Below are 18,169 nucleotides of genomic sequence, written 5' to 3' on the forward strand. Positions count from 1 at the left end.
AGACGGAGGGTCAACTATGGAAGCAGAGTCAAAGAAAGAATTTTGGTCATGGGGGAAGTCCCTGATTGTCGCAGTACTGATCGCATTTATCGTTAGACAATTTTTATTTACACCCGTCATTGTTTCGGGAGAGTCGATGGAACCGACGTACCATGATAATAATCGGGTCGTCATTTCAAAAATTTCATCACTGGAACACTTCGACAAAATCGTATTTCATGCACCAAACGCAGAAGAGGACTTCATTAAACGGGTAATCGGGTTGCCAGGAGATACAGTTGTAATGGAAAATGACGTGCTTTCCATTAATGGGAAAGAGTATCCTGAACCCTACTTGGACCAGAACAAAGAGGCACTACCAGACGGTCAGAAATTGACCCAGGATTTCGAAGTGAATGTTCCTGAAGGTCAATTGTTCGTGATGGGAGACAACCGTTCAAACAGTATGGACAGTCGGATCTTTGGCAGTATTGAAGAAGAATCCGTCGTTGGCAAAGTGAAATTCCGATTTTATCCATTCAATGAGATTGGGAATCCAAAGTGATCGGTTGTTCTGAACAGGTAAATTTCTCCTGATTAAGTCAGATGTTTTTGAGACATGCTACCGATAGACACCTTTGAAAAGGAGTGGCGGCAATGTCAGATAAGCAAACAGGTAAGAAACAACGTGCGAACGAGCAAACAGGCAGCATGGCTGGAACGGAATACACCGATGGTCAGCGACGAACCGATGAAGTCGCATCAACTTCATACACGGGAAGTGCTAAAAAGAAAGTCGACCTGCAAAATGATCGACTTGAAACAGGTGGCTTTTAACTAGCTGCAAATTATTACCGAACCTCTGCAGAAGTATGCAGAGGTTTTTTACTTCGTTCTAGTCTTCATATCGCATTTTTTGTGATAAGTTAATAGCAGCGAATTCTTAAGGGAGATTTGATGTGGATGGAAGATTTTTTTGAACGTAAAAAAAGACAACTGAATATCCAATTGAACGATGTGCAGAAACAGGCCGTCCAGACTACGGAAGGTCCACTGCTTCTTCTGGCATGTCCAGGATCTGGAAAGACGACGACTATAATTATGAGAATCGGATATTTAATAGAAGAACTCGGTGTTCAACCAAGGCGTATTAAAGCGATTACGTTCAGTAAAGCATCTGCGAGCGATATGCAGAAACGATTCGCTGCGTTGTTTCCTGATTTGCCGACAGCGGATTTTTCGACGATTCACAGCTTAGCCTTCACGATTTCTAGGAAATGGCTAGCGAAGCAAGGCCGCCAGTTTACGTTGTTGGAAGGATATCCGAAGCAGAACGCTTTGAAATCAGCATGCCGTCATGTCCTGAAAGAGAATGCGACGGAAGATCAGCTGAATGCGCTTTCGACTTATGTAAGCCTCATGAAAAACCAAATGATTCCTGCAGAAAAGTGGACGGAAAAGGACGAACCCTTCGAGCAGGCAGCAAAAATTGCACGTCACTATGAGTCAGTAAAGAATGCATCTGCAGATAGTGTACTGCTCGACTTTGATGACTTGTTATTAGCAGCTGAACAAGCAATGCGGACGGATGAAGATCTTGGAGCGGAATTCCAATCCAAATATGATTATATCCTGACGGATGAGAGCCAGGATACGTCGCTCGTCCAGCATAAAATCGTGGAACACCTGACAGCGATGCATGGGAATCTCTGTGTCGTGGCAGATGATGACCAATCCATCTATGCATGGAGAGGTGCAGATCCTGATTATCTAATGGATTTCAAACTCGTATATCCTGAAGCTAAGCTGTTATATATGGAACAGAACTATCGGTCCTCTTCTGAAATCGTCACCACTTCCGCATCGTTCATTAAACGGAATACAAAACGCTGGGAAAAGAAAATGCATACGGAAAACGGTTCAAAAGGAGCGATTCAGTTACGACGTCTCCATACGCCAAAGCAGCAACTGGAATATGTGACATACGAACTTCTTGCGGAAGAGGATTTAAGTGAAGTGGCAATTCTTTTCCGGAATAACGCATCCTCTACACCTTTTGTGAACGAACTTCATCGGAGAGGCATTCCATTTTACATGAAAGATGCGGACGATAAGTTTTTCTCCCACTGGGTTGTACAAGATATTCTCAATTTCATGCGGCTCAGTTTCAACTTGGAACGAAAAGATATTTTCGTGAAGGTTGCGGGAAAAATGCAATTGTTTGTATCGAATTCGACATTACAGCAGTTTGGACGGAGTACAATCGAGGGGAATGTATTTGAAGCTTTCCAAAAGATGGCGGTGTTAAAAGACAGCCAGGTGAGAAAGCTCGATGCGTATTTGGATGTATATAACAAGATACCGGAGATGCGTCCGGCCCAAATCATCCGCATGATTCGCTACGAACTCGGCTATGAAGACAGCCTGGTGAGCATGTCATCGAAGTTCGGATACCGTGCAGACAGTTTAACAGGTATTTTAGAAACATTGGAAGGGATTGCTGAACAGACGCGGACGATGATTGAGTTTGCAGAACAGCTGAAATCCCTTGAAGACGCCGTACAGGAAGCAAAACAAGAGCCTGTTGGACAAGCAGTGACGCTATCGACTTTCCATAGTGCGAAAGGATTGGAGTTTAAACGGGTGTTTATGATTGACCTAGTCAAAGGCATCATCCCGTCGGAAGAAGACCTTACGGAACCATCCTTATTAGAAGAAGCACGCCGCTTATTTTATGTTGGCATGACTCGAGCAAAAGAACGCCTCGAATTGTTGTCGTACTCCTCTGCAGACGGGAAGTCGAAGGAAGACTCCAAGTTTGTGAACGAAGTGAGAGGGATTTTGCTGCCGAAGCGCACCGATTCGACGAAACAAAAGAGCAGCTTGGTGAAAACGGCACCAAAATCCGTTGCAGTGAACCCGAATGGAATTGGAAATCCCGACCATTTGACAAAGGGGACACTTGTCAAACACCGTGTCTTTGGTAAAGGGGAAATCGTTGATGTGAGTACTGAAACCATCGAAATCCGGTTTGCTGCAGCTACGAAGCGGTTGGCATTACAACCCGTTCTAGAAAAGCGGATGTTGGAGAAGGCTGATTTATGAGAGGGGTATTCGCAATAGGTGCAGCGGGGGCAATTGGGGCATTAGCCAGAACTGTTATCGGCATGCTCGTTCCAGCAGCGAGTGGATTCCCCGTTGGAACATTTGTTGTCAATATTGTCGGGACATTCATTCTTTGTTTTCTTGTTGAAAGATCCCTTCACTGGACGCTTGTGAACAAAACGACGTACGACGCGATTACGATCGGTTTTCTTGGTTCGTTTACCACATTTTCTGCATTTAGTTTTGAAACGTTGACACTGTTACAAACGAATGTAGGAATGGCGTTGTTTTATGTGGGCGTCAGTCTAGTTATCGGTTTGTTCGCGGGTGCACTTGGAATTCGACTTGGCGGAAGGGGGCAGGAATGATGACGTGGGCAGATTTAGCAGCTGTTGGAGCAGGTGGTTTTGCAGGGGCGATCATTCGCTACCTGGTTTCCCGAAAATTGAATACACGTGCACCTGTTCCTTATGGGACGCTTGTAGTCAATATGTTTGGCTGCCTCCTCATCGGTCTCGTGGCTGGATTGCAACTCTCTCCAACGCTAACTTTTCTACTAGGTTCGGGCTTGGCGGGGGCATTGACGACATTTTCCACGTGGCTGAAAGAATTAGTAGGGATGGCAAGGTTACGGGAAGTAGGAAAGTCGAGTGGTTATTTAATGGGATCTATAATTTTGGGGATTGTATTGGTTTACGCAGGTTATATAGGTGGTACTTTTTTCAGCAGTAACGGTTTAGTGAGCTGCTGTTAGGGAATAGACTGGTGACAGATATTCTTGAATGGAGGCGGACCAGCTTGCAAAACGAAAATGAAGAACAAAACAAAAAACACCGTCAACTCGAGACATTTCGAACAGAAGACAAAAACAAATCGCTTACAACAAACCAAGGCTTGAAAGTGTCGGAGGACGAACATTCTCTGAAAGCGGGACAACGTGGACCGACACTCATGGAGGACTTTCATTTCCGCGAGAAAATGACCCATTTTGACCATGAACGGATCCCAGAACGCGTTGTACATGCAAGAGGATATGCGGCTCATGGTGAGTTTGAATTGTACGAATCGATGAGTGAATACACAAAAGCGGACTTCTTACAGACGCCAGGTAAAAAAACACCTGTTTTCACACGTTTTTCAACAGTGGCAGGCAGTAAAGGCTCTGCTGAAACCGTACGGGATGTGCGCGGATTTGCTGTGAAGTTCTACACAGATGAAGGGAACTATGATCTCGTCGGAAATAACATACCGGTTTTCTTCATCCAGGATGCTATCAAATTCCCGGACCTGGTTCATGCTGTAAAGCCGGAACCACACAATGAGATGCCTCAAGCGGCGTCGGCCCACGATACATTTTGGGACTTTGTTGCAAATAACCAGGAGTCCGCTCATATGGTCATGTGGCATATGTCGGATCGGGCAATTCCAAGAAGTTTCCGTATGATGGAAGGATTCGGGGTACATACATTCCGCTTTGTCAATGCTAAAGGGAAATCCCATTTCGTCAAGTTCCACTGGAAACCGAAACTAGGTGTGAATTCCCTTGTTTGGGATGAAGCCCAAAAAATCAGTGGTAAAGACCCGGACTTCCATCGCAAAGATCTGTGGGAATCGATAGAAAACGGAGACTATGCTGAATGGGAGCTTGGTGTACAGCTTATTGAAGAGTCTCAGGAATTCGACTTTGACTTTGATATATTGGACCCGACCAAACTTTGGCCAGAGGAAGATATCCCAGTCAAAATCATTGGGAAGATGACTTTGAATCGGAATGTCGATAATGTATTTGCAGAAACTGAACAGGTCGCTTTCCATCCTGGACACGTCGTCCCTGGAATTGACTTCTCGAATGACCCGCTATTGCAAGGTCGTTTGTTCTCATACACAGATACGCAGTTGATCCGTCTAGGTGGACCGAATTTCCATGAGTTGCCGATCAATCGACCGGTTTGTCCATTCCATAATAATCAGCGTGATGGCTATGGCCGTCAGACGATCAACACAGGACAAGTTTCCTATCATAAGAATTCGTTAGCAGATAACACGCCGTCGACTTCCACGGAAGAAGAAGGAGGATACGTTCATTATCAAGAGAAAGTGGACGGACGCAAAGTCGCTGCTCGCAGTGATTCGTTCAAAGATCATTTCTCACAAGCTAAATTATTCTGGAACAGTATGTCGGTTGTAGAGAAAAAGCATATTGTGGAAGCGTTCAGCTTTGAAGTAGGGAAAGTGAAAAACAAAGACATTCGTCAGCAAGTCGTAGATATGTTTGGTCATGTGGATAATGGTCTCGCTTCTGCAGTTGCTCATGCAGTTGGTGTACATGCTCCGAACGCAAGTGAAGAAAGCACCGTGACTAAAAGTTCCCCGGCATTGAGCCAAGAGAACAAAGCGAAATTACCGGATACGCGAAAAGTCGGGATTCTTATAGGAAATCAGTTCGAGGACTCCGAAGTGGAATCGATTGTAGAGGCTTGTCTAGAAGCGGGTATGGAGGTAGATTTAGTAAGTGAGAAGTACGGCAAGCTGACAGGAATGAATGGTTTAGAAGCAGAGGTGGACGAAACGTTCTTGACGATGCATTCCGTACTGTATGACGCCATCATTGTCGCAGGTGGAGATGCTGAGAATCCGCAGAAATTCAAAATGGATACGATTGACTTCATGAACGAAGCCTATAAGCACTTCAAGCCAATTGGCATTCTTTCAAAAGGTCAAGCATTTGCAGGTGATTCGATTGTAGAAATGACTGCCGGAGTAATTACGTATGAACAAAAAGACTTTGCTGCTCAGTTCGTCAACGCTGTAGCTGAACACCGTCATTGGGATCGATAAAATAGGAAGCGGCAGCTGTCCATCGGGCAGCTGACGCTTCTTTTGCTCCATTGTTCGCACGTTTAACCAGAGCGCAACGGAAGGAGTCTACTGACAAGGGAAAACGATTTTTTGAACAGGATTATTAATCCAATGATATTTTTTTGGAATGTCACAGGCTGATGGGAAAGAGCTAAATATAGCTTATGGATAGGAACTACGAGTTTATGAATGATTGGCTTTGAAAAACAAGGGCTGTCTTTTGGCAGCCTTTTTCACAATGCAAATAAAATTTCGCACTTGTTTATATAAGCATATGATTATATAATATTTAAAGTTATGGAGGGATGATAGATGGACGAATCAAAGATAGTAGAGGTACAGAAAGCATCGCAACTCTTGAAGTTGCTTGGAGACAAAACTCGTCTGACGATGATGAAGTTGCTTCAAACTCATGATTGCTGCGTGTGTGAATTTGTTGAAATTTTTAAGATGAGTCAACCTGCGATCAGCCAGCATCTAAGGAAGCTGAGAGACGTTGGATTGGTGAAAGAAGAACGCAGAGGACAGTGGATCTTTTACTCGATAAACAACAAGCACGAAGACTATCGTTTTGTTGAAAGCATCTTGAATCACTTGCCTGAACAAGATGGTCTGGTTGACGAATTGGAAGTGCAAGGTTTACGTATTTCTTGTAACTAAGGAGGAAAGTACATTGGGTTCAGTTTTTATCGCATCATTGATATTTGTGGTGACACTCCTATTTGTCATTTGGCAGCCGAAAAATTTGTCGATTGGCTGGTCAGCCTGCATAGGTGCTCTGGTCGCTTTACTTTTCGGTGTAGTTGACTTTGGAGATGTTGCTGATGTAACGGGGATTGTATGGAATGCGACGCTTGCTTTCATTGCAATTATCATCATTTCTTTAATATTGGACGAAATTGGATTCTTCGAGTGGTCCGCTCTTCATATGGCGCGATTCGCTAAAGGAAGCGGAGTCCGTCTGTTTGTTTACGTAAGTATTCTAGGTGCAGTCGTAGCGGCATTATTCGCAAATGATGGCGCTGCATTGATTTTGACACCCATTGTTCTGGCGATGGTCCGGAATTTGAATTTTAGTGAGAAAATGATTTTTCCATTTATTATCGCTAGTGGATTCATAGCAGATACGACATCCTTGCCGTTTGTTGTGAGTAACTTGGTCAACATCGTTTCTGCTGACTTTTTCGATATCGGTTTCGTAGAATATGCATCCAGGATGATTGTTCCGAATCTCTTTGCTTTAGTGGCAAGTATTCTAGTGTTGTATCTATTTTTCCGTAAAAGTATTCCAGGTAACTACGAAGTTGCGGCACTCAAAAAACCGAGTGAAGCGATAAAAGACCACAAGATGTTTCGATTATCTTGGATTGTTCTCAGCATCTTACTGATCGGTTACTTCACAAGTGAATTTATCGGGGTACCGGTATCATTCGTTGCAGGAATCGTAGCCTTATTCTTCTTGTACATGGCAAAAAGAAGTTCTGCTGTTCAAACGAAACAAGTGCTGAAAGGAGCACCGTGGGCGATCGTTTTCTTCTCGATTGGTATGTACGTAGTCGTGTACGGCCTGAAAAATGCGGGCTTGACGAGTGTGTTGGCGGATGTAATTCAATTGGCTGCCGACCAGGGCTTATTCACCGCAACGATGGCTATGGGCTTTATAGCAGCATTCCTTTCCTCCATTATGAATAATATGCCTACTGTGATGATTGATGCGTTAGCGATTGCGGAGACAACGACTTCCGGTCCGATACGGGAAGCTTTAATTTACGCGAACGTAATCGGGTCTGATCTTGGTCCGAAAATCACACCGATCGGATCCCTTGCGACTCTTTTATGGCTGCATGTCCTGTCTCAAAAAGGAGTGAAAATCAGTTGGGGAACTTATTTCAAAATCGGTATCATCCTGACAATTCCTACTTTGTTTGTTACATTGATGGGCCTCTATTTGTGGTTAATGGTAGTCTAATATGAAAAAAGAAGGGGATAATAGTAATGTCGAAAAAAACAATCTATTTCTTGTGTACAGGTAACTCATGCCGCAGCCAAATGGCTGAAGGGTGGGGAAAAAAGTTTCTTGGTGAAGATTGGGAAGTACTAAGTGCAGGTATTGAAGCGCACGGAGTCAATCCGAATGCGGTGAAGGCTATGAATGAAGTTGGCGTTGACATTTCGAGCCAAACTTCGGATATTATTGATCCGCAACTTTTAAATAATGTAGATTTCATTGTTACTCTTTGTGGGGATGCAGCTGACAAATGCCCCGTGACACCGTCTCATATAAAACGTGAACATTGGGGATTTGATGATCCTGCGAAAGCAGAAGGAACAGACGAGGTGAAATGGGCATTTTTTCAGCAGATACGTGACGAAATAGGTGCAAGGATTGAACTCTTCGCTAAAACAGGCAACTAAGGAATAAACCGTATAGGCTTCTTGCGGTTTTTCTAGTATGATATATAAGGATATGCTTATGTATAGATGTGCTGAACGTGAAATCTTATTCTGTCAATGTATTGCATCCTTTAATAATGAAGAGGCGAAAGTGATTGGATATAGTTTAATTATTTTATGAATATATGGAGGTATTACCTTGAAAAAACAAACTATTTGCTGCTCAACTGTTGAATTACCCATCCAGATGAAGAATAAGAATAACGGACACTCTTCGCTTCCAATTGTAATCATCGGAGCGGGTCCTATTGGATTAGCAGCGGCATCCCACTTAGCAAAAGCAGGAGAGGACTTTATCGTTTTAGAAGCTGGTCCGCATGTAGGACATCATGTTTTACAGTGGGGTCACGTTCGTTTGTTTTCACCATGGCAATATAATATTGATAAAGTAGCGAGAGAGCTCCTTGAAGAAGAAGGATGGGAAACACCTGCACCTGACGTACTCCCGACTGGCAAAGAGTTAGTGGAAAATTATCTGCTGCCGGTAGCAGAATTACCACAAATCGGTCCTTCAATCCGGCTGAATACAAAGGTGATTTCTATTAGTAGAAAAGGGCTTGATAAGATGAAAACAGCTAATAGAGAGGACATTCCTTTTGTCCTGTATATGGAAACTCAAGGGTTAACCAAGATGATTGAAGCAAAAGCTGTCATCGATGCAACAGGAACGTGGGGACAACCGAACCCTATGAATTCTGCTGGTGTTTGGACAACGGAAGAGAAGTCTTTTGAGAATCAGATATTTTATGGCATTCCAAATGTTAATGGCAAAGAGTATGAAAGGTACGTTGGAAAAAGAGTGGCTGTCATAGGTGGAGGACATTCCGCGATCAATACGATTCTGGAGTTATCTGAGCTGAATGAAAAACATCCCGATCTAAACGTTACATGGATTCTTCGTAAAAAAAATGTTGAAGAAGCGTACGGTGGAGAAGAGAAGGATGCCCTTCAGGCGCGGGGTGAACTTGGATTGCGCATTCATCAATTAGTAAATTCAGGACGTGTTCAGGTGTACACACCTTATAGAATCCATAGCGTAGAGAAAAATAAAGGCTCTTTAAAACTAAATGGGGAACTAAACGGAGAAAGCTTTTCAATTGAAGGACTTGATGAGCTGATTGTCAATACGGGGAGTCACCCTGACTTTTCTTTCTTAAGTGAAGTAAGGTTAAATATTGATGCAGCAACCGAGAGTATTAGCATGCTTGCTCCACTAATTGATCCAAACCTTCACAGTTGTGGTACGGTTCGTCCACATGGTGAAGAGGAGTTGAGACAACCGGAGAAGAATCTATATATAGTCGGCATGAAGAGTTATGGCCGTGCTCCTACTTTCCTAATGGCTACTGGATATGAACAAGTGAGATCAGTTGTAGCCTATCTGACAGGAGATTTCGAATCTGCGAAGAACGTGGAACTAGACTTACCCGATACCGGTGTGTGTAGTATAAACCTTGAATCTACAAAAAAGGATGAGACTTGCTGTAACACTATTACTGGAAACTGTTAATGGTGATTGTAATTGACAGAGATTATTTAACAAAAGAGTAGTTTTCGCTATCTACTTTGTATGGTTTTTTTAGAAAATTAGACCGGAGAAAACCAATATAAAGATGGATACTTTCATGAAAGAAACTTAACTGAATTTGAGTTGATAATTTAGTTGTGTAATATCAATACTGTTAAACCCATGAAGCGGGACATGAATTATTTGAGTGAGCAGATTCCTCTGAGGCGTCTGCTTTTCATTCGCCATACAACCTGCTAAACTTGTTAGAATGACGAATTGAGTGAGGAATGAACGAAATGGCACAAAAATCAAGAAAAACGAGTAAAGCTAAGGGGAGTCTATCGGCACTAGTGGTTGCGGTGATTCTCGCAGGAGCGTACTACATATTCTCTCCAGAAGAGGATGTATCTCCTTCAAGAGAAGGTCTGATCCCAGTTGAGTTAGTCAAAACGATTGACGGGGATACGATTAAAATTGTGTATGAGGGGAAAGAAACGAACGTCCGCTATTTACTCATAGATACTCCTGAGACGAATCATCCAAGATTGGGAAAGCAGCCTTTTGGTGAAGAAGCGAAGCGGCGAAATCAGGAATTGATAAATAGCGGAAAGCTGGAAATCGAATTTGACATCGGACAGAAGTACGATAAATATGGCCGATTGCTTGCCTATATTTACATAGATGGTGAAAGCGTTCAGGAGAAATTGCTGGCAGAAGGGCTTGCCAGAGTTGCGTATGTGTATCCTCCGAACACCCGGCATCTGGATGATTACGAAAAAGTCCAGAACGAAGCGAAGAAAAAAGGCATTGGAATTTGGACGTTAGAAGATTATGCAACCGATCGTGGGTTTGACAGTGACACCTATCCTGTAAAGGGAAATACTTCATCAAAACCAGAATCTGAAAAGCCATCCACACAGCCTACTGAACAGTTTGCAAATTGTACAGAACTCCGGAAAGTATACCCTGAGGGTGTAAAACAAGGCCATCCTGCTTACAGCGAACGGATGGACGGAGACAAAGACGGCGTCGCTTGTGAACCAAGATAAATAAAGTAGATGCTTGACAAACTATAAAGTCATGGTAAGATTTCAATAATCATTCAAACCGAAACGTAAATATTCATTCAAAGTGATGATGCAGTAGTGAACGAAGATCGCAGCAACTAGAGACTGGATAGGTGGTGCAAGTCCAGGCACTTCGTTCATGAATTACGTCAACAAGCAATCTTTGAATCCAATGAAGTGGATAAGCGATGTCAGCTTGTCAACATGGGTGGTACCGCGGAGAACTCCTTCGTCCCTGTCTTAGGGAACGAATGGAGTTTTTTTGTACGCAAAAACCGAGGGGGACACAGTCATGTTTCATATTCAGTCACGTATTAAGCCAACAGTATTAGAAGCGGCTCTTCTTATTTTTATTATCGTCACGATGATTAGTGTGAGCATTATATTTTTTGGTGCAGTGCCGCATTTACCGATTTTAGGCAGTATCTTACTGCTCATCGGCTATGGATTCGTAAAGAAAGTCTCATACAGGGAATTACAAGACGGAATGACAGAAGGTTCTGGGGCCGGAATGGGAGCAGTATTTTTGTTCTTCTTTATCGGCATGCTCATTAGCAGCTGGATGATGAGCGGAACGATTCCTAGCTTGATCAATGCAGGTTTTCAACTCATTACCCCTTCTTATTTCTACGCAATTGCATTTACGGTGACAGCAATTATCGGGATCTCCATCGGGAGTTCATTGACAACTGTTGCAACCGTAGGGGTAGCGCTGCTTAGTATGTCAGGAGTACTCGGTCTATCACCAGCCATTGCAGCTGGAGCCATTGTCTCCGGTGCATTCTTCGGGGATAAAATGTCTCCTTTGTCCGATACGACAAATTTGGCTTCATCGATTGTCGGTGTCGACTTGTTTGCCCATATTCGAAATATGATGTGGACGACTGTTCCTGCGTTTGTCCTTTCGTTTGGAATCTTTGCGATTCTTTCTCCATCAGCAGGGGATGCTAAATTAGACACGATCCAGTCTTTCCGCGAAGCACTTGCAGAAACCGGCCTTGTGAACTGGGTTTCGTTCTTGCCGTTAGTCATTCTTATTGTTCTAACGATCATGAAAGTGCCTGCACTTTTGACGCTCGCGGCTAGTACGGCTTCCGCAGTCGTCATCGGGTGCGCGTTGCATGCCTATAGTGTCTCACAAGTTTTTGCAATCCTCTTTGAGGGTTTCAAGTCGGAAACAGGTGTCGAAGCAGTAGACAGTCTACTAAGTCGCGGAGGCATCAGCAGCATGTTCTTCACGATTACGTTGGTCATCTTAGCGCTGACAATGGGCGGGTTGTTGTTTAAGCTGGGCATCGTACAGACGTTACTTGCGCAAGTGGAACAATCGCTACGTTCTGCAGGTTCGGTAATTGGGGCGTCAGCGTTAACTGCGATCAGCATAAATGTACTGATCGGAGAGCAATACTTATCCATTTTACTGACAGGCCAAGCATTCCAAGGACAGTATAAGAAATTAGGTCTTGCGAGCAAAAACTTGAGCCGGGTTATGGAAGATGCAGGGACGGTCGTTAACCCGCTCGTTCCGTGGAGCGTGTGCGGGATATTCATTGCAGATGTACTAGGTGTACCTGTAGTGGACTACTTCGGATTTGCGTTCTTCTGTCTGTTCTCACCGATCTTGACCGTTTTGTTCAGCGTGTTCGGTAAAACGTTGACATACGAAGACTCAGCAAAAGAATCCCATTCATAACATACAAAAAAGCAGTGGCCGCAAAACGTGAGCCACTGCTTTTATTTATTCCAATGAAAACTTTTCTTTATAATTGGTAGCGTCTTTTAACGCTTGTTCTTCTTGAGGGATGCGGACGGACATCATCCAGGCATTCAATAAGGTGAATACAATTGCAGTGAAATAAGCACCGAATATCATTGGCAGAACAAGAATTTCTGTCGCAACGATGACATAGTTCGGGTGCCGTATGAATTTATAAGGACCTTTCATGACAACATCGGCACCTGGAAGGATGATGATCTTGGTATTCCAATACTTCCCGAGTGAAGCGAGGCACCAAACCCGTAACAATTGAGTCAGCAAGAAGATTGTCAGTAACGCACCCCATATTGGAGACAAAGATGGCTTACGAATGACTACTTCCAGTAGGAAGGATACAAAAAATGCAGTATGAAGAAGTACAATTGCCGGATAATGACGCGCACCGACTTCATAAGCCCCTTGAGCTTTCATCCGTTTCTCATTGTTTTTCGCAATGACCAATTCCGTGAGCCGTTGGAGAATGACAATTGAAATTACAATCCAGAAGAACAAGTTGTCCACCTCATTCCCATTTCAACAATTGAAGTTCTCCGCAAAACCCAGGTCCAAGTGCAGCGAGCACACCATATTCCCCTTTTGCAGGCTTCGATTCCATAAATTCTTTCAGTACGTAAAGAACCGTGGGTGAGGACATGTTTCCGTTCATCCGCAAGACGTCCCTAGATATCTCAGTCATAGTATTGTCGAAGTGGAGAGCTTCTTCATAAGCTTCCAACACTTTTTTTCCGCCTGGATGTGCAACGAAATGGGAGATGTCTTTGTCTATGAGGTTGTATTTGTCTAGAAATTGATGGACAAAAGGTCCAAGCCAGTCGCTAATGATAGTAGGGATGCTTTTTGAAAAGACAACGTACAGGCCGTTATTTTTTACATCCCATCCCATAACGTCTTCAGAATCGGGCATCAGCTTTGACGTTGTCGCAACAATAGAGGGACGCACTTCCTGTGAACGGAACTTGGACCGGTCTCCAGCAACTAAGGCACAAGCGACTCCATCTGAAAATAACGAAACGCCGACGAGATTACTCTTTGAATAATCGTCTTTCTGGAACGTCAGACTGCACAACTCAATCGCCAGAACGAGGACGTTTGCTTCTGGGTATGCCAAACAGAATTCGTTGGCACGGCTTAACCCCGAAGCGCCGCCCGCACACCCGAGTCCCCAAAGAGGGATACGTTTTACATCGTCACGAAAGGGTAGCTTATTCATAATACGGGCATCGATACTTGGGGTGGCAATTCCGGTACTGGATACAAAAATAATGGCATCGATATCTTTGTAATCCACTTTCTGATCGAGCATGTCAGACTCGAGACACTTTGTGACCGCCACTGTCCCGTATTCAATCGCATGAGATATATACAACTCATTTCGCTCTTCAAAATCGTGGGCTTGCCCATACCAATCGAGCGGCATGCACACATTTCGCTGTTCGATATCCCCATTTTGAAACACAGTTAACAACCGTTCGATGTCTTTGAAACGTCCACTGAAAACGGAACGTGATAATTCAACGGCTTCTTCCTGTTTTATAAGATTAGGTGGTAAATGAGTACTGACGGATAAAATCTGGGGCATATGTGAACCTCCTATTGTCTTTACTTATATAATTTCCTAAATCCAGGTAATTCAAACTAGTTCGAACGCTAAATAAGTAAAATATACTGAAGTCTTGTACATTAGGTAGAAGCAAAGAAATGTGATCCTGTCGAAACGAATTGCACAGGAACGATTGCACTATAACAATTATGAAGGAGAGATTACCATGAAACTTATTGAAACACGCAGTCAATTATCCAGTAAGGCGAAGTCGGTTGAACAAGTATGTTCCATTCCAAATGCCAAGGTGCTGAACATCCAGCTACGTGCAGGTGAAGCGGTGGCGGAGCATGATTCTGATAGAGAAGTGCTGGTCATTGTGAGAAGAGGAAAAGTCCGTTTTACTGTCGAAGGCATTCCGGTAACAGTTTCGAAGGAAAATATCCTTCACATGGCCCCTTACGAAAAACATAGCTTGCTCGCAGAGACCGATGCGGATATCTGTGTCTTTCAAATCACACCTTAACGCAATCATGATATGTCGGATTGTAATAAAATATGCGACTTAGAGTGGAAGATATACTCAGTTTTGACGTGCGATCAGGTTCTTTAAACTACTTTGAAACGCTTCGTTTTGTTCGGCGGAGCGTTTTTTAGGCCCTTTTAATCGCCCGCCAGCTTGTCGAACTTTTTGAGCAAAGTGCCGGGAGTACAACAGCTGATCGATATTTGAATCTGTGTACCATCTGCCGTTTTGGTCAATCGGACGTCCGCCTTTAGCGAGTGCCATGGCAGCAAGACCATAATCTTGGGTCACAACAATATCGTCTTTTTGAATGCGGTTCACCAGGACAAAGTCAACTGCATCTGCCCCTTTAGAAACAACAATTGTCTCCGCACCCTCGCGAACCATTTCATGAGCGGTATCGCAAATGAGTAAGCAAGGAATTTGATGGACCTTTGCAGTACTGATTGTGATGTCCACTACAGGACATCCATCTGCATCGACTAATATTTTCATTTTTCTTTCACCCCACTTAGTTAGTAAGAGCGTATCACAGCATAGGATAAAAAATCATTTTTTCACTCTTTTCGATGTTTCAACAGAAGGTGTTAGGGAATACTTATAAGAAAAAATAGGTAATCTAAAGATAGGAGAGGATTTGATGAATACACCTGAGAATAGTCAAATGACGGTGGAAGAAGCTGAAGAGTATGGACGTCAGATGGATGCTAAAAATCGAGCATTAGAGAAAACGCATTATCTGGAGGAATCCCCTATTGAAGAAGGAAAAGTCACACCTCCGCTCTCCGAAGAAGAAATAAAAAAACGAACAGGCGCCGGGAATTTTGACAATGTCCAGGATTCAGGAGCGATGAACTCCATCAATAGCTAAACCATCCCTTCTATAGGGATGGTCAGACTGTAGACAAACTCCAGAAATCATGGGGCTTGTCTACAGTCTTTTTTCTTTTATTATGGAATTAACAATGAAAAGTTGATTTCCGCTGCGGGCGGACGCTTTTGACGGGGCTTGCTCTCAGCCAATCGAATCACGAAGAGTTCGATTGGCCGTGTTTAAGCGAATTTTTCTGAAATTAAGGCAGCACTCATCTTCCTCGCTTTGCTCAGTCCAGGGTCTTCGAAAACACCTGCTCCTAAGGCTTCGCTTTTACTCGCAAAAGCTGTTCTTCGTCAGAGCTTTCGCTGATTCCTCCGGAGTCGCCGCTCTCCGCTACAATCAACAGGATCTCCCAACTATCAAATGATATGATAGAAATGATGACGAAGAATCAAGTTAATGAACGAGCACAGATGGAAGTGCTTACGATCGAACAGGTAGTTTCGCAAGAGCAGCTGGTTCGTAAATTAGATGCAGAAGGTGATTTTTCCTTCATTTGTCCATTGGTTGAAAGAAGTGAATGTCTCATGGGAAATTCAGTTGATTGAAGTGCAGGACGGCGACTCCTGGGGATTAGCGCAGCGCGAAGACCCCGCAGAAGCGAAGCGACGAGGAGGCTGAGGGCAAGCCCCCGGAAAGCGCCCGTACGGAACGGAGATCAACGGCCTGTTATCCTTATTTTCAGAGTCAACGATGCAAAAAGACAAAAGGGTTGGAAATCAAATCGATATCCAACCCTTTTGTCTACAGTCTGCCATACCTTCTATAGGAATGGTTTTTTGGTTGCTATCAATTATTCGAATCCTCTGTTTTCGCATGGTACACTGGGGAGGAATCATTTGTTACATAACGATGCTATAAGAGAATGGGGAGAACAATAATGACTGAAGTGAAGCTGCTCTTTTCAACGGACCAAGCAATTCAACAGAATAAAGATTTGAAATCGTTTGCACAACAAGTACAACCTGGAGCTGGAAGTACAGTATTTTCTGAGGGGCAGCAATGGTATGTGATGTCGGTGAAAGACGGGAAATCAGGCTGTCTGGAAACCGTACGGTCAATGGCAGGAACTGCAGCGCGTGCATTGAGCCGTGCCAAGGTATCATCAGCAACATTAGAGGTGAATGCGCTAAGTGATCAATTTTTAGGTATGGATACTGAAGAAGTGGTCACCGCCTTTGTGGAAGGCTGGCATTTAGGAGCTTATCAGTTCCTCACATACAAATCCGATGCCGAACCGTTCAGCACTAAATTGACGATTGAGGACGCACCTGAGAAAGCCATTCAAACAGGGGAACAACGTGCTGAAGCGGTCTCCTATTCAAGGGATCTGATGAACGAACTATCGGATGTCCTGAATCCGGAATCCTATCCAGAGCGTTTGAAAGAGACATTCGAGGACACAGATGCAAACGTCATCGTTCATAACAAAGCGAAGCTGGAAGAGATGAAGATGAATGGAGTTCTAACTGTCGGCCGAGGAAGCCGGTATGCTCCGTCGTTTGTAGAAGTCTCTTATTGCCACAACCCATCGAAACCTTTGGTTGCACTTATCGGCAAAGGCGTCACATTCGATACAGGCGGTATCAGTTTGAAGAGTGGGAAAGACTTAAGTGATATGCGGATGGATATGGGAGGTTCTGCAGCGGTCGCTGGAGCTATGAAACTGCTAGTGGAAAGTGAAGCGGACGTCAATGTTGTGGCATTGATTCCAATCGTGGAGAATTCCCCAGACAACTTATCTGTTCTGCCAGGGGAAGTCATACAGTATAAGAATGGACACACAGTCCAAGTCGGCAATACAGATGCAGAAGGTCGACTGATTTTGGCGGACGCCCTGTTACGTGCGGCTGAGCTGAATGCAGCATATGTTGTGGATATTGCAACATTAACCGGTTCAATCGAAAATGCACTAGGCTCTGAGATTGCAGGTGTCTTTGGAGATGAAGAACTTGCTAGTAAAATGAAAGAAATCGGAGCGCAAAACGGGGACGCAGTATGGCCGATGCCACTGATCGATGCTTATGATGAGACTTTGAAAAGTGACTACGCAGATTTCAATAACATCAGCTCACTCAGTTTTGCGGGATCCATTACTGCGGCACTCTTCTTACGCCGTTTCGTATCACAAGACACACGCTGGCTCCACGTGGACATGGCAGGGATGATGCAAAAGACATCAAACTCCGGCTATTATCCGAAGACAGCAACAGGCTACGGAGCACGATTGCTGGCGGATTATGTTGCTGGAATTTCGAAGTGAATAGAACGAAACGGGTGACCAAAGCGCATTGTGAAACAGCAATGCGCTTTTTTATTACTGGGAATTTTATCTAACTAATTGACCGGAAAATGGTATCATAATTCTGTAAACTAGAGGCTTATGAATCTGATTAATGACAGAACTCTATTGTTTGACGAAGTTTTATGAAACATACAGGAACCATATTAATGACGATAAAGTGGAATGTTAAT

General features: G+C 43.8%; 19 protein-coding genes and 1 pseudogene. 17 read left to right on the plus strand and 3 right to left on the minus strand.

All coding sequences use genetic code 11. From position 1 onward, the window contains the following. The first annotated feature begins 16 nt into the window (after window positions 1–16). The 12 genes from lepB to nhaC all read left to right on the plus strand — a co-directional run bounded on the left by lepB (window position 17) and on the right by nhaC (window position 12,667). Window positions 17–544: a signal peptidase I gene (gene lepB, locus H9659_RS05465; RefSeq protein ID WP_191688930.1), complete on the plus strand. Its 528-nt coding sequence runs from the start codon at window positions 17–19 to the stop codon at window positions 542–544. 92 nt (window positions 545–636) lie between these two features. After that, a complete protein-coding gene (locus tag H9659_RS05470) occupies window positions 637–816 on the plus strand; it encodes a hypothetical protein (RefSeq protein ID WP_191688931.1) in 180 nt (59 codons plus the stop codon). A gap of 126 nt (window positions 817–942) precedes the next feature. Next, on the plus strand, window positions 943–3,084 hold the full coding sequence (locus H9659_RS05475) for an ATP-dependent helicase (protein ID WP_191688932.1): 2,142 nt from the start codon (window positions 943–945) through the stop codon (window positions 3,082–3,084). Next, complete coding sequence (locus tag H9659_RS05480) at window positions 3,081–3,452, plus strand: fluoride efflux transporter FluC (protein ID WP_191688933.1); 372 nt, start codon at window positions 3,081–3,083, stop codon at window positions 3,450–3,452. The genes H9659_RS05475 and H9659_RS05480 overlap by 4 nt, the downstream gene beginning before the upstream one ends. Then, window positions 3,449–3,838, plus strand: a complete 390-nt coding sequence (locus H9659_RS05485; RefSeq protein ID WP_191688934.1) for a fluoride efflux transporter FluC — start codon at window positions 3,449–3,451, stop codon at window positions 3,836–3,838. The genes H9659_RS05480 and H9659_RS05485 overlap by 4 nt, the downstream gene beginning before the upstream one ends. A 44-nt stretch (window positions 3,839–3,882) precedes the next feature. After that, window positions 3,883–5,922 carry a catalase gene (locus tag H9659_RS05490; protein WP_191688935.1) on the plus strand — a complete coding sequence of 680 codons (2,040 nt, stop codon included), beginning with the start codon at window positions 3,883–3,885 and terminating at the stop codon, window positions 5,920–5,922. Window positions 5,923–6,255: 333 nt separating this feature from the next. Then, the gene (locus H9659_RS05495) at window positions 6,256–6,603 is read left to right on the plus strand and encodes an ArsR/SmtB family transcription factor (protein WP_191688936.1); all 348 of its coding nucleotides are present in this window, start codon (window positions 6,256–6,258) and stop codon (window positions 6,601–6,603) included. A gap of 13 nt (window positions 6,604–6,616) precedes the next feature. After that, entirely contained in the window at window positions 6,617–7,912 is a 1,296-nt protein-coding gene (locus H9659_RS05500) for an arsenic transporter (RefSeq protein WP_225217680.1), read from the plus strand. A gap of 26 nt (window positions 7,913–7,938) precedes the next feature. Further along, window positions 7,939–8,358: an arsenate reductase (thioredoxin) gene (gene arsC / locus H9659_RS05505; RefSeq protein WP_191688938.1), complete on the plus strand. Its 420-nt coding sequence runs from the start codon at window positions 7,939–7,941 to the stop codon at window positions 8,356–8,358. 226 nt (window positions 8,359–8,584) lie between these two features. After that, window positions 8,585–9,907: an FAD-dependent oxidoreductase gene (locus tag H9659_RS05510; protein ID WP_191689196.1), complete on the plus strand. Its 1,323-nt coding sequence runs from the start codon at window positions 8,585–8,587 to the stop codon at window positions 9,905–9,907. Between the two features lie 296 nt (window positions 9,908–10,203). Further along, entirely contained in the window at window positions 10,204–10,956 is a 753-nt protein-coding gene (locus H9659_RS05515; RefSeq protein WP_191688939.1) for a thermonuclease family protein, read from the plus strand. 310 nt (window positions 10,957–11,266) lie between these two features. After that, window positions 11,267–12,667 carry a Na+/H+ antiporter NhaC gene (gene nhaC / locus H9659_RS05520; protein ID WP_191688940.1) on the plus strand — a complete coding sequence of 467 codons (1,401 nt, stop codon included), beginning with the start codon at window positions 11,267–11,269 and terminating at the stop codon, window positions 12,665–12,667. A gap of 45 nt (window positions 12,668–12,712) precedes the next feature. Here nhaC and H9659_RS05525 read toward each other — a convergent pair whose 3' ends face one another. Together H9659_RS05525 and H9659_RS05530 are read right to left on the minus strand one after the other, a co-directional pair. After that, window positions 12,713–13,243, minus strand: coding sequence for an isoprenylcysteine carboxyl methyltransferase family protein (locus tag H9659_RS05525; RefSeq protein ID WP_225217681.1), 531 nt, complete (start codon window positions 13,241–13,243; stop codon window positions 12,713–12,715). Window positions 13,244–13,253: 10 nt separating this feature from the next. Next, complete coding sequence (locus H9659_RS05530) at window positions 13,254–14,330, minus strand: type III polyketide synthase (protein WP_191688941.1); 1,077 nt, start codon at window positions 14,328–14,330, stop codon at window positions 13,254–13,256. Between the two features lie 187 nt (window positions 14,331–14,517). Here H9659_RS05530 and H9659_RS05535 point away from each other — a divergent pair, with 187 nt between their 5' ends. Beyond that, window positions 14,518–14,817 carry a cupin domain-containing protein gene (locus H9659_RS05535; RefSeq protein ID WP_191688942.1) on the plus strand — a complete coding sequence of 100 codons (300 nt, stop codon included), beginning with the start codon at window positions 14,518–14,520 and terminating at the stop codon, window positions 14,815–14,817. 57 nt (window positions 14,818–14,874) lie between these two features. On the opposite strand, the gene H9659_RS05540 is transcribed toward H9659_RS05535, so the two are convergent. Continuing rightward, a complete protein-coding gene (locus tag H9659_RS05540) occupies window positions 14,875–15,312 on the minus strand; it encodes a YaiI/YqxD family protein (RefSeq protein WP_191688943.1) in 438 nt (145 codons plus the stop codon). Between the two features lie 145 nt (window positions 15,313–15,457). On the opposite strand from H9659_RS05540, the gene H9659_RS05545 reads away from it, so the two are divergent. From H9659_RS05545 to H9659_RS05555, 4 genes and pseudogenes are all read left to right on the plus strand, one after another. After that, on the plus strand, window positions 15,458–15,688 hold the full coding sequence (locus tag H9659_RS05545) for a hypothetical protein (protein WP_191688944.1): 231 nt from the start codon (window positions 15,458–15,460) through the stop codon (window positions 15,686–15,688). A 383-nt stretch (window positions 15,689–16,071) separates the two neighbouring features. Beyond that, window positions 16,072–16,206, plus strand: a pseudogene (locus tag H9659_RS15380) (IS5/IS1182 family transposase); the annotation flags it as partial. Further along, a complete protein-coding gene (locus H9659_RS05550) occupies window positions 16,166–16,315 on the plus strand; it encodes a hypothetical protein (RefSeq protein WP_191688945.1) in 150 nt (49 codons plus the stop codon). The pseudogene H9659_RS15380 and the gene H9659_RS05550, both read left to right, overlap by 41 nt. 259 nt (window positions 16,316–16,574) lie before the next feature. After that, a complete protein-coding gene (locus H9659_RS05555) occupies window positions 16,575–17,957 on the plus strand; it encodes a leucyl aminopeptidase family protein (RefSeq protein WP_191688946.1) in 1,383 nt (460 codons plus the stop codon). Window positions 17,958–18,169: the final 212 nt, after the last annotated feature.

Origin of the sequence: Sporosarcina gallistercoris, assembly GCF_014836415.1 — a bacterium.
GTDB lineage: Bacteria > Bacillota > Bacilli > Bacillales_A > Planococcaceae > Sporosarcina > Sporosarcina gallistercoris.